Origin of the sequence: Salmonella sp. SJTUF15591, from assembly GCF_043356435.1 — a bacterium.
GTDB lineage: Bacteria > Pseudomonadota > Gammaproteobacteria > Enterobacterales > Enterobacteriaceae > Salmonella > Salmonella enterica.
The window spans coordinates 49,182-67,768 of record NZ_JBEUJO010000013.1; the positions used below are offsets into that span (position 1 = coordinate 49,182).

General features: G+C 53.6%; 14 protein-coding genes and 1 pseudogene. 7 read left to right on the top strand and 8 right to left on the bottom strand.

Annotated elements, in window-relative coordinates:
- Positions 1–60 precede the first annotated feature (60 nt).
- Positions 61–444 carry a biofilm formation regulator BssR gene (bssR, locus tag ABVM99_RS21890; RefSeq protein ID WP_000259651.1) on the bottom strand — a complete coding sequence of 128 codons (384 nt, stop codon included), beginning with the start codon at positions 442–444 and terminating at the stop codon, positions 61–63.
- Between the two features lie 230 nt (positions 445–674).
- On the opposite strand from bssR, the gene rimO reads away from it, so the two are divergent.
- On the top strand, positions 675–2,000 hold the full coding sequence (gene rimO, locus ABVM99_RS21895) for a 30S ribosomal protein S12 methylthiotransferase RimO (RefSeq protein WP_000073314.1): 1,326 nt from the start codon (positions 675–677) through the stop codon (positions 1,998–2,000).
- Positions 2,001–2,090: 90 nt separating this feature from the next.
- On the opposite strand, the gene gsiD is transcribed toward rimO, so the two are convergent.
- The 5 genes from gsiD to iaaA are packed head-to-tail and all read right to left on the bottom strand — an operon-like array spanning position 2,091 to position 8,380.
- Positions 2,091–3,002 (bottom strand): glutathione ABC transporter permease GsiD, encoded by a 912-nt coding sequence (gsiD, locus tag ABVM99_RS21900; protein ID WP_001236024.1) that lies wholly within the window; start codon positions 3,000–3,002, stop codon positions 2,091–2,093.
- 2 nt (positions 3,003–3,004) lie between these two features.
- The gene (gene gsiC, locus ABVM99_RS21905; RefSeq protein WP_000936067.1) at positions 3,005–3,925 is read right to left on the bottom strand and encodes a glutathione ABC transporter permease GsiC; all 921 of its coding nucleotides are present in this window, start codon (positions 3,923–3,925) and stop codon (positions 3,005–3,007) included.
- A 60-nt stretch (positions 3,926–3,985) separates the two neighbouring features.
- Complete coding sequence (gene gsiB, locus ABVM99_RS21910; protein WP_023195537.1) at positions 3,986–5,524, bottom strand: glutathione ABC transporter substrate-binding protein GsiB; 1,539 nt, start codon at positions 5,522–5,524, stop codon at positions 3,986–3,988.
- A 32-nt stretch (positions 5,525–5,556) separates the two neighbouring features.
- Positions 5,557–7,428 (bottom strand): glutathione ABC transporter ATP-binding protein GsiA, encoded by a 1,872-nt coding sequence (gene gsiA / locus ABVM99_RS21915; protein WP_052938234.1) that lies wholly within the window; start codon positions 7,426–7,428, stop codon positions 5,557–5,559.
- 10 nt (positions 7,429–7,438) lie between these two features.
- Positions 7,439–8,380, bottom strand: a complete 942-nt coding sequence (iaaA, locus tag ABVM99_RS21920) for a beta-aspartyl-peptidase (protein ID WP_001030503.1) — start codon at positions 8,378–8,380, stop codon at positions 7,439–7,441.
- A gap of 203 nt (positions 8,381–8,583) precedes the next feature.
- Between iaaA and moeA the strand changes: the two genes are divergently transcribed.
- The 4 genes from moeA (at position 8,584) to ABVM99_RS21940 (ending at position 14,183) form a co-directional block, all read left to right on the top strand.
- Complete coding sequence (gene moeA / locus ABVM99_RS21925) at positions 8,584–9,819, top strand: molybdopterin molybdotransferase MoeA (RefSeq protein WP_052938235.1); 1,236 nt, start codon at positions 8,584–8,586, stop codon at positions 9,817–9,819.
- Positions 9,819–10,568 (top strand): molybdopterin-synthase adenylyltransferase MoeB, encoded by a 750-nt coding sequence (gene moeB / locus ABVM99_RS21930; protein ID WP_000829271.1) that lies wholly within the window; start codon positions 9,819–9,821, stop codon positions 10,566–10,568. The genes moeA and moeB overlap by 1 nt, the downstream gene beginning before the upstream one ends.
- A 277-nt stretch (positions 10,569–10,845) precedes the next feature.
- Positions 10,846–11,745, top strand: a complete 900-nt coding sequence (locus ABVM99_RS21935; protein WP_023195751.1) for a glycyl-radical enzyme activating protein — start codon at positions 10,846–10,848, stop codon at positions 11,743–11,745.
- A gap of 5 nt (positions 11,746–11,750) precedes the next feature.
- Positions 11,751–14,183: a glycyl radical protein gene (locus ABVM99_RS21940; protein WP_000192661.1), complete on the top strand. Its 2,433-nt coding sequence runs from the start codon at positions 11,751–11,753 to the stop codon at positions 14,181–14,183.
- A gap of 77 nt (positions 14,184–14,260) precedes the next feature.
- Here ABVM99_RS21940 and ABVM99_RS21945 read toward each other — a convergent pair whose 3' ends face one another.
- Positions 14,261–15,070 carry a Cof-type HAD-IIB family hydrolase gene (locus ABVM99_RS21945; protein WP_000217907.1) on the bottom strand — a complete coding sequence of 270 codons (810 nt, stop codon included), beginning with the start codon at positions 15,068–15,070 and terminating at the stop codon, positions 14,261–14,263.
- A gap of 261 nt (positions 15,071–15,331) precedes the next feature.
- On the opposite strand from ABVM99_RS21945, the gene ABVM99_RS21950 reads away from it, so the two are divergent.
- Both ABVM99_RS21950 and ABVM99_RS21955 read left to right on the top strand, forming a co-directional pair.
- Entirely contained in the window at positions 15,332–16,597 is a 1,266-nt protein-coding gene (locus tag ABVM99_RS21950; protein WP_023195596.1) for a DUF1479 domain-containing protein, read from the top strand.
- A gap of 162 nt (positions 16,598–16,759) precedes the next feature.
- A pseudogene (locus ABVM99_RS21955) lies at positions 16,760–17,431 on the top strand (Cof-type HAD-IIB family hydrolase); the annotation flags it as partial.
- 28 nt (positions 17,432–17,459) lie between these two features.
- Here the strand turns inward: ABVM99_RS21955 and ABVM99_RS21960 are convergent.
- Positions 17,460–18,203, bottom strand: a complete 744-nt coding sequence (locus tag ABVM99_RS21960) for a DUF4261 domain-containing protein (protein WP_010988985.1) — start codon at positions 18,201–18,203, stop codon at positions 17,460–17,462.
- Positions 18,204–18,587 lie beyond the last annotated feature (384 nt).

Here is an 18,587-nt window from a genome sequence, read left to right on the forward strand (position 1 = left end):
ATTTTTACAAAACATTAAGCGGCGCGGTCCGGTAAAAAGGGGGAGTCGCCTCCCCCTTATTCAGACCTGTGTAAGCGGTGAATGTGCTTTCAGACTCTGAATACTCAGCGTCAAAGTTGTCAGACAGTTTTCAAGTTTATCTGCGTTGACGGCAATAAAGGTCGGACAATCATGGTGTCCGCTCATTAAACAAACGGCGGCGGCTGCAAGCGCGCCTTCGGCACGGCGCAGCGCGTTCCACTCTTCCTGATCGAGATGCAGTCCCTGCCGTAAAGCGTGATCGTGGAGCTCGCGATTCAGTTCAAAAAAATTGTCACGCAGAGTGTCACTTTCGCTGACTGACATATACCCCTTCGCTTTTCGCAATTGCAGATAAGCGGCAAGATCGATACGCGCGTTTATCAGCTTGTTGAGAAGATCGGTTCTCAGTCTGTCAACGACCATACCTTTTTTCCTCCTCTTTTCTACCAGGGTTCAACTTAATAGTATGGTCGTTTTTTAGACAAAGGGGTGTCAGAGATCAAGAATTTTCTTAGAATTGCCCTTTTTCACCTTTTGCTGATAACCACAACGGTTGATGCCGCCGCTCCTGATGAGATTGCGATACAATTTTTGTTCGGATATCTGTAGAATCCCTGCCCTGACCATTCCAATAAATGAACACTTTTTAAGCTATGAGTAATGTAACCCACCAGCCAAAGATCGGCTTCGTTTCCCTGGGCTGTCCGAAAAACCTCGTTGATTCGGAACGCATCCTGACTGAGCTGCGTACCGAAGGCTATGACGTTGTGCCACGCTATGACGATGCGGATATGGTTATCGTTAATACCTGTGGCTTTATTGACAGCGCGGTACAAGAGTCGCTGGAAGCCATTGGCGAAGCGCTAAACGAAAACGGTAAGGTAATCGTCACCGGCTGCCTGGGCGCAAAAGAAGATCAGATCCGCGAAGTGCATCCGAAAGTACTGGAAATCACCGGGCCGCATAGCTATGAGCAAGTTCTGCAGCACGTACATCATTACGTACCGAAGCCGAAGCACAATCCATTTTTAAGCCTCGTACCGGAACAGGGTGTAAAACTGACGCCGCGCCATTATGCGTATCTGAAAATTTCTGAAGGCTGTAATCACCGCTGCACGTTCTGCATCATCCCGTCGATGCGCGGGGATCTGGTCAGCCGTCCGATTGGCGACGTATTAAGCGAAGCGAAACGTCTGGTTGATGCCGGGGTCAAAGAGATTCTGGTGATTTCGCAAGATACCTCCGCCTACGGCGTAGATGTGAAGCACCGCACCGGATTCCATAATGGCGAACCGGTGAAAACCAGTATGGTGAGCCTGTGCGAGCAGTTATCAAAACTGGGCGTCTGGACACGTCTGCACTACGTCTACCCCTACCCACACGTTGATGATGTGATTCCGCTAATGGCGGAAGGCAAAATCCTGCCTTATCTGGACATTCCGCTGCAACATGCCAGCCCGCGGATTCTTAAATTGATGAAACGTCCCGGTTCCGTTGACCGCCAGCTGGCGCGCATTAAGCAGTGGCGCGAAATCTGCCCGGAACTGACCCTACGCTCCACCTTTATTGTCGGCTTCCCCGGCGAAACGGAAGAAGACTTCCAGATGCTGCTCGACTTCCTGAAAGAGGCGCGCCTCGATCGTGTAGGCTGCTTCAAGTACAGCCCGGTGGAAGGCGCAGGCGCGAATGACCTGCCGGATCAGGTGCCGGAAGAGGTGAAAGAAGAGCGCTGGAACCGCTTTATGCAACTGCAACAGCAAATCTCCGCTGAGCGCTTGCAGGAAAAAGTGGGCCGCGAAATTCTGGTGATCGTCGATGAGGTTGACGAAGAAGGCGCTATCGGGCGTAGCATGGCGGATGCGCCGGAAATTGACGGCGCGGTCTATTTGAACGGCGAAACCAACGTCAAGCCGGGCGATATCGTGCGCGTGAAAGTGGAAAACGCCGACGAATATGATTTGTGGGGCAGTCGGGTTTAACGCCACCTCCCCCGGCGCGGGTGCCGGATGTGTTATCCCGCCTGACGAGCCCGTTCCAGGCCCGCCAGGCGTCAACGCCACCGGGCTGGCTTACCCCTTAATCTTCGGGTCCAGCGCATCGCGCAACCCGTCGCCTAACAGGTTAAACGCCAGCACAGTCAGGAAAATCGCCACCGCCGGGAAGAGCGCTACGTGCGGCGCGATGACCATATCCGCCCGCGCTTCATTGAGCATCGCTCCCCACTCCGGCGTTGGCGGCTGCGCGCCTAATCCGAGAAATGACAGGCTTGCCGCGGAAATAATTGACGTACCGATACGCATCGTAAAGAAAACCACAATTGACGAGACCGTTCCCGGCAAGATATGGCTAAACAAAATCGTCGTGTCGCTGGCGCCGATACTGCGGGCTGACTCAATAAACGTCTGCTGTTTTAAGACCAGGGTATTTCCGCGCACCAGACGAGCAAACGCCGGAATAGAGAAAATCGCCACCGCAACGATCACATTAGCAATACCGCTGCCTAACACCGCCACAACGGCAATCGCCAGCAAAATGCCGGGGAAGGCGAACAGCACATCGCAAATGCGCATAATAAAACGATCCCACCAGCCTTCATAATATCCCGCCAGTAATCCCAACACCGTGCCAATTATCGCACCGATAAATACCGCGAACACGCCCGCCGCCAGTGAGATCTGCGCCCCAACGAGAACCCGGCTAAAGATGTCTCTTCCCAGCGAGTCAACGCCAAACCAGTGCTGCAAAGAGGGGCCATTGTTCAGGCTATCGTAGTCAAAATAGTTTTCCGCATCGTAGGGCGTCAGCCAACGGGCAAAAATCGCCACCAGAATTAACGCCAGTACGAATCCCCCGGCGACCAACGCGACATGCTGGCGGCGAAAACGACGCCAGAACTCCCGCCACGGCGTGCGTATCTGGTCGGGTTTTACCACCGGCATAGCATGTAAAATCGCCTGACGGCGCCAGTTAAATAATCGCATCCTTACTTATACCTGATAGCCGGATTAATGGCGGCATAGAGGACATCCACCACTAAGTTGATAAGAATAAATTCCAGAGAAAACAGCAGCACTTCTGCCTGAATCACGGGGTAGTCGCGCATGTCGACGGAGTCGACCAGTAATCGCCCAAGCCCCGGCCAGTTAAACACTTTTTCAACGACGATCGAGCCGCCAAGCAAAAAGCCAAATTGCAGTCCCATCATGGTGACGACCGGGATCATTGCATTGCGCAGGCCATGTTTTAACACCACCCACGTTTCACTGACGCCTTTCGCCCGCGCGGTCCTCATGTAATCCTCGCTCAGGACATCGACAAACGAGGAGCGCGTAAAACGCGCCATGACGGATGCCACCGCCGCGCCAAGCGTCAGGGAGGGTAAAATATAATGTTGCCAGCTATCCGCCCCCACGGTCGGTAGCCAGCCCAGATCCACGGAAAAAATCTGCATTAACAACATTCCCAGCGCAAAAGCCGGGAAAGAAATGCCGGTCACGGCAAGCGTCATTCCTAACCGGTCAGGCCAGCGATTACGCCACACGGCGGCGGCGATGCCGATCGCCATGCCAAACAGCACCGCCCATATCATACTGGTTATCGTCAGCCACAGCGTCGGCAAAAAGCGGCTGGCGATCTCCTCAGAAACCGGGCGGCGGGAAACCATTGACGTCCCGAAATCGCCTTGTAAAACATGGGTGATGTAACGCCAAAACTGGACATGAAGCGGCTGATCAAGCCCCAGCTGCTGACGAACCAGCGCGATCACCTGCGCGTCGGCTTCCGGTCCGGCTATCAGCCGCGCCGGGTCGCCGGGCAACAAATGAACAAATAAAAACACCAGCACTGCCACAATCAACAGCGTAGGAATTAATCCCAGCAGGCGCTTGAGAACATAGTTAAGCATCACACGAACCTTTTACCGGATGGCGGACAACGCGCGCGCCATCCAGCCCCATCGCATTACTTACTTCAAATCCGCATCGTCAAAGCTGAAACCGGTATCCGGCATAATCCAGAAACCGGTCAAATTTTTACTGTGCGCAGAAACCAATTTCTCCACCACCAACGGTATCCAGGGCGACTCTTTCCAGATAATATCCTGCGCCTCTTTGTACAATCGTGTTTTCTCCTGCGGATCGTTGGTCTTTAAGGCCGCCGCTAAATCGCTGTCGACCTGCTTGTTGCTGTAAAAAGCGGTATTAAACTGCGTCGGCGGCCAGTTTTGTGATGCGAAGAGCGGCGATAACGCCCAGTCAGCTTCGCCCGTCGACGCCGACCAGCCGGTATAGAACATTCGCACGCCGCTCTCTTTTTGCCCTTTGCCCTCAACTTCCGCGGCGCGCTGGCCGGCGTCCATCGCGGTTATCCGGGCTTTAATGCCAATCTGCGCCAGTTGCTGTTGGGTAAACTGCAACACTTTTTGCGCGGTGCTATGGTTATGCGATGACCACAGCGTGGTACTGAAACCGTCTGGATACCCCGCCTCTTTCAACAGTTCGCGCGCTTTAGCCGGATCATAGGGCCACGGCTGATAGCTTTGCGCATAGGCTATCGACGGCGGCACCACGCCCGTCGCCGGCGTGGCGTATCCGGCAAACGCCACTTTAACCAGCGCCTGACGATTGATAGCGTAATTCAACGCCTCACGCACCTTAGGATTATCAAACGGCTTCTGCGTCACATTCATACTGATGTAACGCTGCATAATGGACGGGCTGGCGACCAGTTCGAGGTTTTTATTTTTCGCCAGTAACGCGGCCTGCTCATAAGGGATAGGAAAAGCAAATTGCGCTTCGCCAGTTTGCAGCATCGCCGCGCGGGTATTGTTGTCAGTAACCGGACGCCAGGTAATAGAATCCAGCTTGGGTAAGCCCTGCTGCCAGTAACCGGCGAACTTTTTCACTTTGACAAAGTCGGTCTGATTCCAGGTTTCAAGCTGGTATGGACCGGTACCGACCGGATGAAAACCAATATCCTTGCCATATTTTTCCAGCGCTTGCGGCGAGATCATCGCCGTCGCCGGGTGCGCCAGAATATTAATGAAAGCGGAGAACGGCTGTTTCAGGGTAATTTTTACCGTTACCGGGTCGACAACCTCCGTTTTTGCGATATTTTTATACAGGTTATAACGCTTGAGGTGGTTATCCGGATTGCTGGCGCGATCGAGATTCGCTTTCACCGCCGCCGCATCAAAATCCGCGCCGTCCTGAAATTTCACCCCCTGCCGTAGGGTAATGGTGTAGGTCAGACCGTCATCAGAAACGGTATAGCCTTTCGCCAGGACGTTTTTTACCTTCATGTCTTTATCCAGGCCAAACAGCCCCTGATAAAATGACTTCGCCACCGCCTGCGAGAGTGTATCGTTGGCGTCATACGGATCGAGCGTGGTGAAATTAGACCCTACCGCCACCACCACATCTTTGGCCGCCAGGGCCGGAAAAGCCGCAATGGATGAGGCCAGTCCCAGCGCCGCCAGCCATTTATGCGTAATAAATTGCGTCATGTTGTTCTCCTGAAACCCTGCCTGTCTGAATGTTATAAGCGCGAGAGCGCATTATCCTGCAGCGGCCGCGCGACATAATGTCCCGGCCCGACCAACTGTAATGAAACGGCGGGCGTCTCTTCGCCACGTTTATGAATATTGCTGGGTATATCATCTGATAGCAGAACGCGCCGCGGCCGGTGTCTGGAGGGATCAGCAACCGGCACCGCCGCCATCAATTTACGCGTATAAGGATGCTGCGGATTTTCAAAAACGGCGCGCCGCGGCCCCATCTCAACAATTTGACCAAGATACATCACCGCCACGCGATGGCTAATTCGCTCCACGACCGCCATATCATGCGAAATAAACAGGTAGGCGATCCCCATTTCCCGTTGTAAATCGAGCAATAAATTAATGATCTGCCCGCGAACGGAAACATCCAGCGCGGAGACCGCCTCATCAGCAATAATCACTTTAGGATTCAATGCCAGCGCGCGAGCAATGCAGATGCGCTGACGTTGACCACCGGAAAACTCATGCGGATAACGCCAGGCATGTTCAGGACGTAATCCGACACGCTCAAGCAACCAGGCCACGCGCTTTGCCGCAGCGTCCCCCTGCCCCAGGCGATGAATCCGTAAAGGTTCCATAATGGAATACCCCACGGTCTGGCGCGGGTCGAGCGAGGCGTAAGGGTCCTGGAAAATACATTGAATATCGCGGCGCAACGGCTGGAGTTTACCCGCAGACAGCGTGTCAATGCGCTGGCCGTTAAAGATAATCTCCCCCTGCCGTGATTCAACCAACCGCAGCAGCGCGCGTCCGGTCGTCGATTTTCCGCTACCGGACTCGCCCACCAGCGATAGCGTTTCGCCCGGCCAGAGATCGAAACTGATATTCTCAACGGCATGAACTTCACGCGTAACGCGGTTAAAGAGACCGCTACGCAGCGGGAATCGCGTCACCAGCCCCCGAACCTGGAGAATAGGCTCGCCTTCCACCACCGTGTCTTGCTCAATCTGCGATTCATAAAGGGCCGGTTCGTCAGCGGAAATCAACGGGAAACGGCGTGGCAGCGAGTGGCCGCGCATCGCGCCAAGCTGAGGGACGGCGGCCAGTAACGTTTGGGTATAAGGATGCGTCGGCGCATGGAAAATCTGCTCTACGCTGCCGGTTTCCACGGCCTCGCCCTGATACATCACCAGCACGCGATCGGCAATATCCGCCACGACGCCCATGTCGTGGGTGATAAAAATCACACCCATCGACATCTCTTGCTGCAACACTTTGATAAGTTGCAGAATTTGCGCCTGGATAGTGACATCCAGCGCCGTGGTGGGTTCATCGGCAATCAATACCGCCGGACGGCAGGATAGCGCCATCGCGATCATGACTCGCTGGCGCATCCCGCCGGAAAGCTGATGCGGATAACGCGATAAAATCGCCTGCGACTCCGGGATCCGTACCTGATCGAGCATACGTTTCGCTTCCGCCAGCGCCTCTTCGTGGCTGGCCCCCTGATGCAAACGAATAGATTCGGCAATTTGCTCGCCAACGGTAAATACCGGGTTGAGCGAGGTCATTGGCTCCTGGAAAATCATGGCGATATCCGCGCCGCGCACACGCCGCATCTGCGCGTCACTCTGCTCAGACAGCTCAATCACCTGGCGATTACGCCGACGCAACAGCATTTCGCCGCAGCGCACGTTCGCGCCCGACTGCTCAATCAGCCGCATTAACGCCAGCGCCGTCACCGATTTTCCCGATCCCGACTCGCCGACAATCGCCAGAGTCTCTCCACGCTTCAGGCGTAATGACACATTACGCACGGCGTCTACCTGTTGCCCTTCGTGGTGAAACGCGATATTCAGGCCACTGACGGACAGAACATCGCGGCTATCCAGTTCATCGCTGTGCGGCACCTGCGGCTCCTTATTCCCGGTAAATTCCTGTGGTAGGCGTATCCCCGGCATATCCCCAGGCGCGATACATCCCTTCGCTGTTAAACGGCAACGCGACATTACCTTCGTGATCAACGGCGATTAATCCACCGCTGCCGCCCAGCGCCGGTAATTTTTCCATCACCACGCGCTCACAGGCGTCGGCAAGGCTGAGTCCGCCATATTCCATCAATGCGGCGATATCGTAAGCCGCGAGCGTGCGAATAAAGACCTCTCCCGTTCCGGTACAGGAAACGGCGACGCTGGCGTTGTTGGCATAACACCCGGCGCCGACCAGCGGGCTGTCGCCGACGCGCCCGGGCAATTTATTGGTCATCCCGCCGGTAGACGTTGCCGCCGCCAGATTACCGAATTTATCCCGCGCTACCGCGCCGACTGTACCCATTTTTTTCGTTTCGTCCAGCGGCGCGCCGCTGTGATCGAGCGCCATTTCACCCGCCGCACGCGCCGCCAGCAATTGCTCGTAACGCGCCGGGGTGGAAAAGATATCCGGCGAAACGCGCGCCATCCCCTGTGAAAAGGCAAAGTTTTCCGCCCCTTCCCCCACCATGAGTACATGCGGGCTACGCTCCATCACCAGTCTGGCGGCGAGCACAGGATGGCGAACATGACTCACGCCCGCGACGGCTCCGGCTTTCAGGGTATTGCCGTCCATCACGCAGGCATCCAGTTCATGAGTTCCGTCTCGGGTATAGACCGCGCCGATACCCGCATTGAAGAGCGGACACGCTTCCAGCAGGCGCACCGCTTCCGTCACTACATCAAGCGCGCTGTCACCTGCTTCCAGCATCTTTTGCCCGCTTTCGACAATCTCTGACAGCGCCTGGATATAGCGTAGCTCCTGCTCATGGCTCATTTGCGCGCGAGCAATCGCGCCTGCGCCGCCGTGAATCGCAATCACTGCTTTATTCATTTTTAGGGTCCATTAACGGTGGCACACAACTTTTACTATAACTATCAGAATTGTTGTGAGTTATTCATTCGATTTTTGAATATAGAAAGATGCGTAAGGTATGTAAAGGCGCAAGGCCGTCTCTAAGACCGAGGTAGCATACTGCCCGACACTGTTTTCTGACATAATAGCCGGATTCGATTTTGCCTCGCAGGAGTATGTTCATGGAATTTTCCGCCGGATTGATGCCGCTTGAAACGGCGCTGACCCAGATGCTTTCACGTATTACCCCGCTCACCGCTGTAGAAACGTCGCCGCTAGTGAACTGCTTTGGCCGCATCCTGGCGACCGATATCGTTTCTCCCCTCGATGTCCCCGGCTTTGATAATTCAGCTATGGATGGTTATGCGGTACGCGTGGCGGATTTGTCCGCCGATAAGCCGCTGCCCGTCGCCGGCAAAGCATTTGCCGGTCAGCCCTACCAGGGAGAGTGGCCTGCGGGAACCTGCATTCGCATTATGACCGGCGCCCCGGTACCGGCAGGTTGCGAGGCGGTAGTCATGCAAGAGCAGACGGAACAAACCGATGACGGCGTGCGTTTTACCGCCGATGTTCGTTGCGGACAAAACATCCGCCGCCGCGGCGAGGATATTCGCCAGGATGCGGTGGTCTTTCCGGCCGGTACGCGCCTGACTACTGCCGAACTGCCAGTGCTGGCGTCGCTGGGAATTGCCGATGCGCAGGTTGTACGTAAAGTGCGCGTAGCGCTGTTCTCGACCGGCGACGAGCTCCAGCTTCCGGGCCAGCCGCTGGAGGCGGGACAAATTTATGACACTAACCGTCTAACTATACATTTGATGCTGCAACAGCTTGGCTGCGAAGTGATCAATTTAGGCATTATTCCTGACGATCCCGATAAGCTTCGCGCCGCATTTATCGACGCCGACAGCCAGGCCGATGTAGTGATAAGCTCCGGCGGCGTCTCGGTTGGTGAAGCGGACTATACCAAAACCATCCTTGAGGAGCTGGGCGAAATCGCCTTCTGGAAGCTGGCTATCAAGCCAGGCAAACCGTTTGCCTTCGGCAAGCTCCGTAATAGCTGGTTCTGTGGCCTGCCGGGGAATCCAGTCTCTGCGGCGCTCACGTTTTATCAACTGGTTCAGCCTTTACTGGCGAAGCTTGGCGGCAACACGGCAAGCGCTGTACCGCCGCGCCAGCGTGTACGCACAACATCTCGCCTAAAGAAAACGCCGGGGCGTCTCGATTTCCAGCGCGGCATTCTGCAACGTAGCGCCAACGGCGAACTGGAGGTCACGACCACCGGACACCAGGGTTCACATATTTTCAGCTCGTTTAGTCTGGGCAACTGCTTTATTGTGCTGGAGCGTGAACGCGGCAATGTTGAGCCGGGAGAATGGGTGGAAGTCGAGCCGTTTAATGCTCTGTTCGGAGGCCTGTAATGGCGGAACTTAGCGACCAGGAGATGCTGCGCTATAACCGACAAATTATTCTGCGCGGCTTCGATTTTGAAGGGCAGGAAGCGTTAAAAGATGCGCGGGTATTAGTGGTCGGGCTGGGCGGACTCGGCTGCGCGGCAACGCAGTATCTGGCCGGCGCTGGCGTCGGGCAACTGACGCTACTCGATTTTGATACCGTTTCCGTTTCCAATCTCCAGCGTCAAATCTTGCACAGCGACGCGACGGTCGGGCAGCCAAAGGTAGAGTCCGCCCGCGACGCGCTGGCGCGAATCAACCCGCATATTACCATTACGCCCGTTAACGCGCGGCTGGACGACGACGCTATGACCAGCCTGATTGCCGGGCATTCGCTGGTACTGGACTGTACCGATAACGTTAGCGTACGTAATCAACTTAACGCCGGATGCTATACCGCGAAAGTGCCGCTAATCTCCGGCGCGGCAATTCGTATGGAAGGACAAGTTACCGTCTTTACGTATCGGGAAAACGAACCCTGTTACCGCTGCCTGAGCCGTCTGTTTGGCGAAAACGCTCTGACCTGCGTAGAGGCAGGGGTGATGGCGCCGCTGATTGGCGTGATCGGTTCGCTACAGGCAATGGAGGCCATTAAGCTACTGGCGCATTACGGTCAGCCTGCCAGCGGAAAAATCGTCATGTACGATGCGATGACCTGTCAGTTCCGCGAAATGAAGTTAATGCGCAACCCCGGCTGTGAAGTCTGCGGACAGTAGCCACTTTACGAATAAACATACCGAAGCACGGTTTATGGCCGTGCTGTATCAACAGATAATTACTGTCATCAGACGCAAAGCCAGCTTACCCAAGCTCCGACTGACGATCGGCTCAAGCAGCGCGGCATCATCTTAAACGCCATATCACAGCCTCAAACCGTGATGTTGTACCTCATTTAACGCCTCTTTGTCAGAACCTCTCCATTCGTTGACGCACATCAAGATAACTTTCATTCGAAAGTAATTTAATCTTTATATGAAATAAGAGAGGCCGTTTATGATCTTCAATATTCAGCGCTATTCTACCCACGATGGCCCCGGTATCCGTACCGTAGTATTTCTCAAAGGCTGTTCGTTGGGCTGTCGCTGGTGCCAGAACCCGGAAAGCCGCGCCCGCGCTCAGGATCTGTTATACGACGCGCGGCTGTGTCTCGAAGGATGCGACCTGTGCGCGCAAGCCGCGCCGGACGTCATTGAGCGCGCGCTAAACGGCCTGCTCATCCATCGCGAGAAACTGACCGACGCCCATTTTTCAGTCCTGGCGCATTGCTGCCCCACACAGGCGTTAACCGTGTGCGGCGAAATAAAAAGCGTGGATGAGATCATGGCGACGGTACTGCGCGATAAACCTTTTTACGATCGCAGCGGCGGCGGTCTTACGCTTTCCGGCGGCGAACCGTTTATGCAGCCGGAACTGGCGGCAGAGCTGTTTAAAGCCAGCCATGACGCCGGTATTCATACAGCGGTTGAGACCTGTCTGCATGTTCCATGGAAATACATTGCGCCCTCACTGCCTTATATCGATCTGTTTCTGGCTGATTTGAAACATGTCGCCGACGGGCCGTTTAAGCAGTGGACCGATGGCAGCGCCTCGCGGGTGCTGGAAAATCTCAGGAAACTCGCCGCCGCGGGCAAAAAAATGGTGATTCGCGTCCCGATGATTCAGGGATTTAATGCCGATGAGGAGGCCATTAAAGCCATTACCGACTTTGCCGCCGACGAACTGCACGTCGGGGAAATTCATTTTCTGCCCTACCACACGCTGGGCATCAATAAATACCACTTACTCAGTCAACCCTATCATGCCCCGGATAAACCACTGGATGCGCCGGCGTTACTTGATTTTGCCCAGAAGTACGCCTGCCAAAAAGGTTTAACCGCGACCCTACGAGGATAATTATCATGACCCAACTGAAACTGGACACGCTCAGTGACCGCATTAAGGCGCACAAAACCGCGCTGGTACATATCGTGAAACCGCCGGTCTGTACCGAACGCGCGCAGCATTATACCGAAATGTATCAGCAGCATCTGGATAAACCGATTCCGGTACGCCGTGCGCTGGCGCTGGCCCATCACCTGGCGGAACGCACTATCTGGATAAAACACGATGAACTGATCGTCGGCAACCAGGCAAGTGAAGTCCGCGCCGCGCCGATTTTCCCGGAATATACCGTCTCATGGATTGAAAAAGAGATCGACGACCTGGCAGACCGGCCCGGCGCAGGTTTTTCCGTAAGTGAAGAAAACAAACGTATTCTGCACGACGTCTGTCCGTGGTGGCGCGGTCAAACCGTCCAGGATCGCTGCTACGGCATGTTTACCGATGAACAAAAAGGGCTTCTGGCGACTGGCATTATCAAAGCCGAAGGCAATATGACCTCCGGTGACGCGCACCTGGCGGTGAACTTCCCGCTACTGCTGGAAAAAGGGCTTGATGGCCTGCGCGATAAAGTCGCCGAGCGCCGCTCACGCATCAACCTGACCGTGCTGGAAGATCTGCATGGCGAGCAGTTCCTGAAGGCGATTGATATTGTGCTGGACGCGGTAAGCCAGCACATCACGCGCTTTGCCGCTCTGGCGCGCCAGATGGCAGGCGAAGAGTCCCGTGAAAGCCGTCGTAAAGAGCTACTTACCATCGCGGAAAACTGCGAGGTGATCGCCCACCAACCGCCGCAGACCTTCTGGCAAGCACTGCAATTGTGCTACTTCATCCAGCTGATTCTACAAATTGAGTCTAACGGTCACTCGGTGTCATTTGGTCGTATGGACCAGTATCTTTACCCCTATTATCGTCGCGATGTCGAACTAAACCAGACGCTGGATCGTGAGCACGCCATTGAACTGCTGCACAGCTGCTGGCTGAAACTGCTGGAAGTAAACAAGATCCGCTCCGGTTCGCACTCTAAAGCTTCCGCAGGCAGCCCGCTGTATCAAAACGTCACCATTGGCGGTCAGAATCTCATCAACGGTCAGCCAATGGACGCAGTGAATCCGCTGTCTTACGCCATTCTGGAGTCCTGTGGACGTCTGCGTTCTACCCAGCCCAACCTCAGTGTGCGTTATCACGCCGGAATGAGTAACGATTTCCTTGACGCCTGCGTCCAGGTCATCCGCTGCGGCTTTGGGATGCCGGCGTTTAACAATGATGAAATCGTCATCCCGGAATTTATCAAGTTGGGGATCGAACCGCAGGACGCTTACGATTACGCGGCGATCGGCTGTATCGAAACCGCCGTCGGCGGGAAATGGGGTTATCGCTGCACCGGCATGAGCTTTATTAACTTCGCCCGCGTCATGCTGGCGGCGCTGGAAGGCGGTCGCGACGCCACCAGCGGCAAAGTATTTCTGCCGCAGGAAAAGGCGCTCTCCGCAGGCAACTTTAACAATTTTGACGAAGTGATGGCCGCCTGGGATACCCAAATTCGCTACTACACGCGCAAATCGATCGAAATTGAGTATGTGGTCGACACCATGCTGGAAGAGAATGTACACGATATTCTCTGCTCAGCGCTGGTAGATGACTGTATTGAGCGAGCGAAGAGTATCAAGCAAGGCGGCGCGAAATATGACTGGGTATCCGGTCTGCAGGTCGGTATCGCCAACCTGGGCAACAGCCTCGCCGCCGTGAAAAAACTGGTCTTCGAACAGGGCGTTATCGGTCAACAGCAGCTTGCCGCCGCGCTGGCCGATGACTTTGACGGGCTGACTCACGAGCAGTTGCGCCAGCGTCTGATTAACGGCGCGCCGAAGTACGGCAACGACGATGACAGTGTCGATACCCTGCTGGCTCGCGCTTATCAGACCTATATTGATGAGCTGAAGCAGTACCATAACCCGCGCTACGGTCGTGGCCCTGTGGGCGGCAACTATTACGCCGGTACGTCCTCTATCTCAGCAAACGTGCCATTTGGCGCCGCGACTATGGCTACCCCGGATGGTCGCAAAGCGCATACGCCGCTGGCGGAAGGCGCAAGCCCTGCATCGGGTACGGATCATCTCGGCCCAACGGCGGTGATTGGTTCCGTAGGCAAATTACCTACCGGTTCCATTCTCGGCGGCGTGCTGCTCAATCAGAAACTGAACCCAACGACGCTGGAAAACGAATCCGACAAACAGAAACTGATGGTTCTGCTACGGACGTTCTTTGAGGTGCATAAAGGCTGGCATATCCAGTACAACATCGTGTCACGCGAAACGCTGCTGGATGCGAAAAAACATCCGGACCAGTACCGCGATCTGGTCGTGCGTGTGGCAGGCTACTCCGCCTTCTTCACCGCGCTGTCGCCGGATGCGCAGGACGATATCATCGCCCGTACCGAACATATGCTGTAATTTGCCCTGGCGCCATCGGCAATATGTCCGAACTGCCTGATGGCGCTACGTTTAACAGGCCTGCGCAGGCCTGTTAATCAGAAGGGATCGGTGCCGTCAAGCACGGCCTGAATGACGTTGAGCGCGCCTTGATGGTTATTATCATCAGTGTGATAACGTGAAAGCGCTTTGATATTGTCTGCGGCATTGCCCATGGCAAAAGAGTAATGCGCCATTTTCAACATTTCCGCATCATTACCGCTGTCGCCAATGGCGACGACATTCTGTGGCGATCTGTTCCAGCGCTTTAACAGACGACTGATGCCATTCGCTTTATGCAGTCCCGGGATAATCAGGTCGATAAAACCGAAGCCGCTGGTGACGGGCTTCATGATGCCATCCAGAGATACGTGCAGTTTGTCGATAACCAGCGGAATTTGTTCATCAGGCAAATTCAGGGAGAACTTAAACAGGATATCGTCAATGTCGTGATAATCGTTTACCGGCTGCAGACGGTGATAATGTTTGGCCATCAGCGCCACGAAAGCCTCGGGAGCGTTTTTGCTGACATAAGCGCTTTTCAGACCACAGGCGACGAAGTTAAGCTGCTTATCCTTCAGCAGTTCGCCAATCACAATACGCGATTCATGCCGGGTTAGCTCCCCGTGAAACAACTGTTTGCCATGTTCATACACCAGCGCGCCATTTTCTGCGACGAAGGAAATTTCGTCTTTCAGCTCGGGGAAGAAGGAGATCAACTGGTAGTACTGATTACCGCTAGCGACCACAAATTCGATATTACGTTTTTTCAGTTCCTGGTATTGCGCCATGAAGCGTACACGATCGTACTGCTTGGCATCGTCGAGAAAAGTGCCGTCCATATCGGTAACGACAACGTTAACGGTCATACTTAAGCTCCTGGCTGTAACTGCGACCAGAAACATTTTAATAACAATGTGAGCAGAACCACAAATTTATTTCGAATGAAAAGTGGCTGAACGAAAGGAATAGCCGCATAAGACATTAAGGCGTCCTGGCCACCTTACGTTTTCCTCTCGCTTCCCTCTTTGTGTTCCCCTGCAATATTTTAAACTTGCATTAACCTTATTTTAACTTAAAGTATCACATATAACTAATTTTACTTTCGAACGAAAGACGATGAGGTTGATATGACGACTCCTTTTACCCACGAAACGCTGCCCACCGACCCAAAAGCGGCCATTCGTCAGATGAAGCAGGCGCTACGCGCGCAAATCGGCGACGTACAGGCGGTGTTCGACCGTTTGAGTGCCACCATAGCAGCCCGGGTGGCGGAAATTAACGCTCTGAAAGCGCAGGGACAGCCGGTATGGCCAATTATCCCTTTTAGCGAACTGGCGATGGGCAACATTAGCGATGCCACCCGCGCCGAGGTTAAGCGCCGTGGGTGCGCGGTGATTAAAGGTCATTTTCCACGCGAACAGGCGCTGGCGTGGGACCAGTCGATGCTCGACTATCTGGACAAGAACCATTTTGACGAGGTGTATAAAGGACCGGGGGATAATTTTTTCGGTACGCTGAGCGCCTCCCGGCCTGAAATCTATCCTGTCTACTGGTCGCAGGCGCAAATGCAGGCCCGCCAAAGTGAAGAGATGGCGCTGGCGCAGTCGTTCCTCAACCGTCTGTGGCAGGTAGAGCACGACGGCAAGCGATGGTTTAATCCGGATATCAGCATCATTTATCCGGATCGCATCCGTCGCCGCCCGCCAGGCACCACATCCAAAGGACTGGGAGCGCATACCGACTCCGGCGCGCTGGAGCGCTGGCTTCTGCCAGCCTATCAGCGGGTATTCGCCAGTGTGTTTAACGGCAACGTCGAGCAGTACGATCCGTGGAATGCGGCGCACCGTACCGACGTTGAAGAGTACACGGTGGATAACACCACAAAATGCTCGGTATTTCGCACCTTCCAGGGCTGGACCGCGCTCTCCGATATGCTGCCCGGTCAGGGGTTGCTTCATGTCGTCCCTATCCCGGAGGCGATGGCGTATATTCTGCTGCGCCCGCTGCTGGATGATGTCCCGGAAGATGAATTATGCGGCGTCGCGCCGGGCCGGGTGCTACCGATTTCTGAACAGTGGCATCCTTTACTGATGGCGGCGTTAACCAGCATTCCGCCGCTGGAAGCCGGGGATTCCGTGTGGTGGCATTGCGATGTCATCCACTCCGTCGCCCCCGTCGAAAATCAGCAGGGCTGGGGCAATGTGATGTACATTCCTGCCGCGCCAATGTGTGAGAAAAACCTGGCCTATGCGCGTAAGGTGAAAGCGGCGCTGGAGACAGGCGCATCACCGGGCGATTTCCCGCGCGAGGACTATGAAACCACCTGGGAAGGGCGCTTCACGCTGCGCGATCTGAATATTCACGGTAAACGGGCATTAGGTATGGACGTTTGACGGTCGTACCGCCCTGCCCGCTCAACTGCGGTGTGCCCTTTGTCTGGGCGCACCCGTCTTACCGGATCTACGCGCCAGGATACGTAGGCCCGGTAAGCGCAGCGCCACCGGGCGTCAGTGTTTAGCTTTCAATCCCTTTACTACGCAGGTGATCTTCGTAATTACCAGCTTATTTCATTCTTTCCTGAGCTAAAGGATGAGATCTCTTTTGTCGCGGAAAACGGCGCACTGGTTTACGAACATGGCAAGCAACTGTTCCACGGCGAACTGACCTGACATGAATCGCGGATTGTTATTGGCGAGTTGCTGAAAGATAAGCAACTTAATTTTGTCGCCTGCGGTCTGCAAAGTGCATATGTCAGCGAAAATGCGCCAGAAGCATTCGTTACCCTGATGGCAAAACACTACCATCGCCTGAAACCTGTAAAAGATTATCAGGAGATTGATGACGTACTGTTCAAGTTTTCGCTCAACCTACCGGATGAACAAATCCCGTTAGTGATCGACAAACTACACGTTACGCTCGATGGCATTATGAAGCCCGTCACAAGTGGTTTTGGCTTTATCGATCTGATTATTCCCGGCCTGCATAAAGCAAACGGTATTTCGCGGTTACTGAAACGCTGGGATCTGTCGCCACAAAATGTGGTAGCGATTGGCGGCAGCGGCAATGACGCAGAGATGCTTAAAATGGCGCATTATTCCTTTGCGATGGACAATGCCGCAGAAAACATTAAACAAATCGCCCGTTACGCTACCGATAATAATAAGCATGAAGGCGCACTGAATGTGATTCAGGCGGTGCTGGAAAATAAAGTGCCGTTTACACTTTAACGAGAGTCGGGGCAATTGCCCCGATTTCTCAATGAGCATTACACTCATCTTCTTCAATCAGTTCAACCACTAATGTGGTTCCAGGCCCCTGTAAGTAATATTCATCGTCAAGGGGATCGCGCAGTTTCATAAATGTCGTTTTACCGACTTGCATGGTATGCCCGGCAGCCATTTCTGCTCCACTTTCAAGCAGGTAACGCAGAACATTATTGAAAATATCAGAATATTTTTGCCCTTCGTGATGGCCTTGTGCGTGTGCTGCGAAATCTGGTAGCCCAAAGCAATCAGCACCATAGGTACGCATCCATACGCCTTCGATATCCTCAACTTCATATTTCACAAATCCACAAAATAGAGAGGTCAGCGGGAAACCTTCACGCAACATTTCCAGACTATGCTTACCCAACTCCTGAGACTTAAATACCCCCGCAGGTAATGAAGTGTGAGCCGATTCATTTAATACAGCGACAGCCCCCATGTTACTTAATGCACCTGCAACCACAGCCAACGCAACATATTGCTCTAAAGGTGAAGTATCATACCCCTTATAATATAAAATAATATTTGCACTGGTTGCCCGTACTTGCTCTTTTACTTCCTGGGGATAATGAGCTGGCGCGACGCATTGTTCGATTGATTCCTGAGGGTAAGGCGTTTTAAATCCAACCATCGATATTACATGCTTACCCCATCCTGCTAAACCAAAAAAATCCAGTTCAGGGACAAGTTCACACGTTGCTTGTTTCATACTGGAATGATAATTACGCAACAAGCGGGTGAGTTCTTTTGAATTATTTTCCGGGAGAGTATCAAATACAACAACTAAACTTAGTGGGTTATCAATTTCAGCATTCGCTACTAAAACACCTTGTATATTAGATGCGTTTTTTTCTTTACGGCCAAAAAAGCGTTCCAAAATGCTCATATTCATTCCTTTTGTTGAACAATAAAGGAATATAAAATAGCACTTGAATTCTTATAAAGAAAATAACATTACAATATGTTTACCACAAAATATATTCGCAATTTTTATGATAGATCCTCTTCTTTCATTTAATTTTAAAATCGAATATTAAGAATATATATAATTTTTACATTGCATTCGGAAAAAATAAAAATTACCTTGTTAACATTCTGTAACCCCGACGCTATCGGG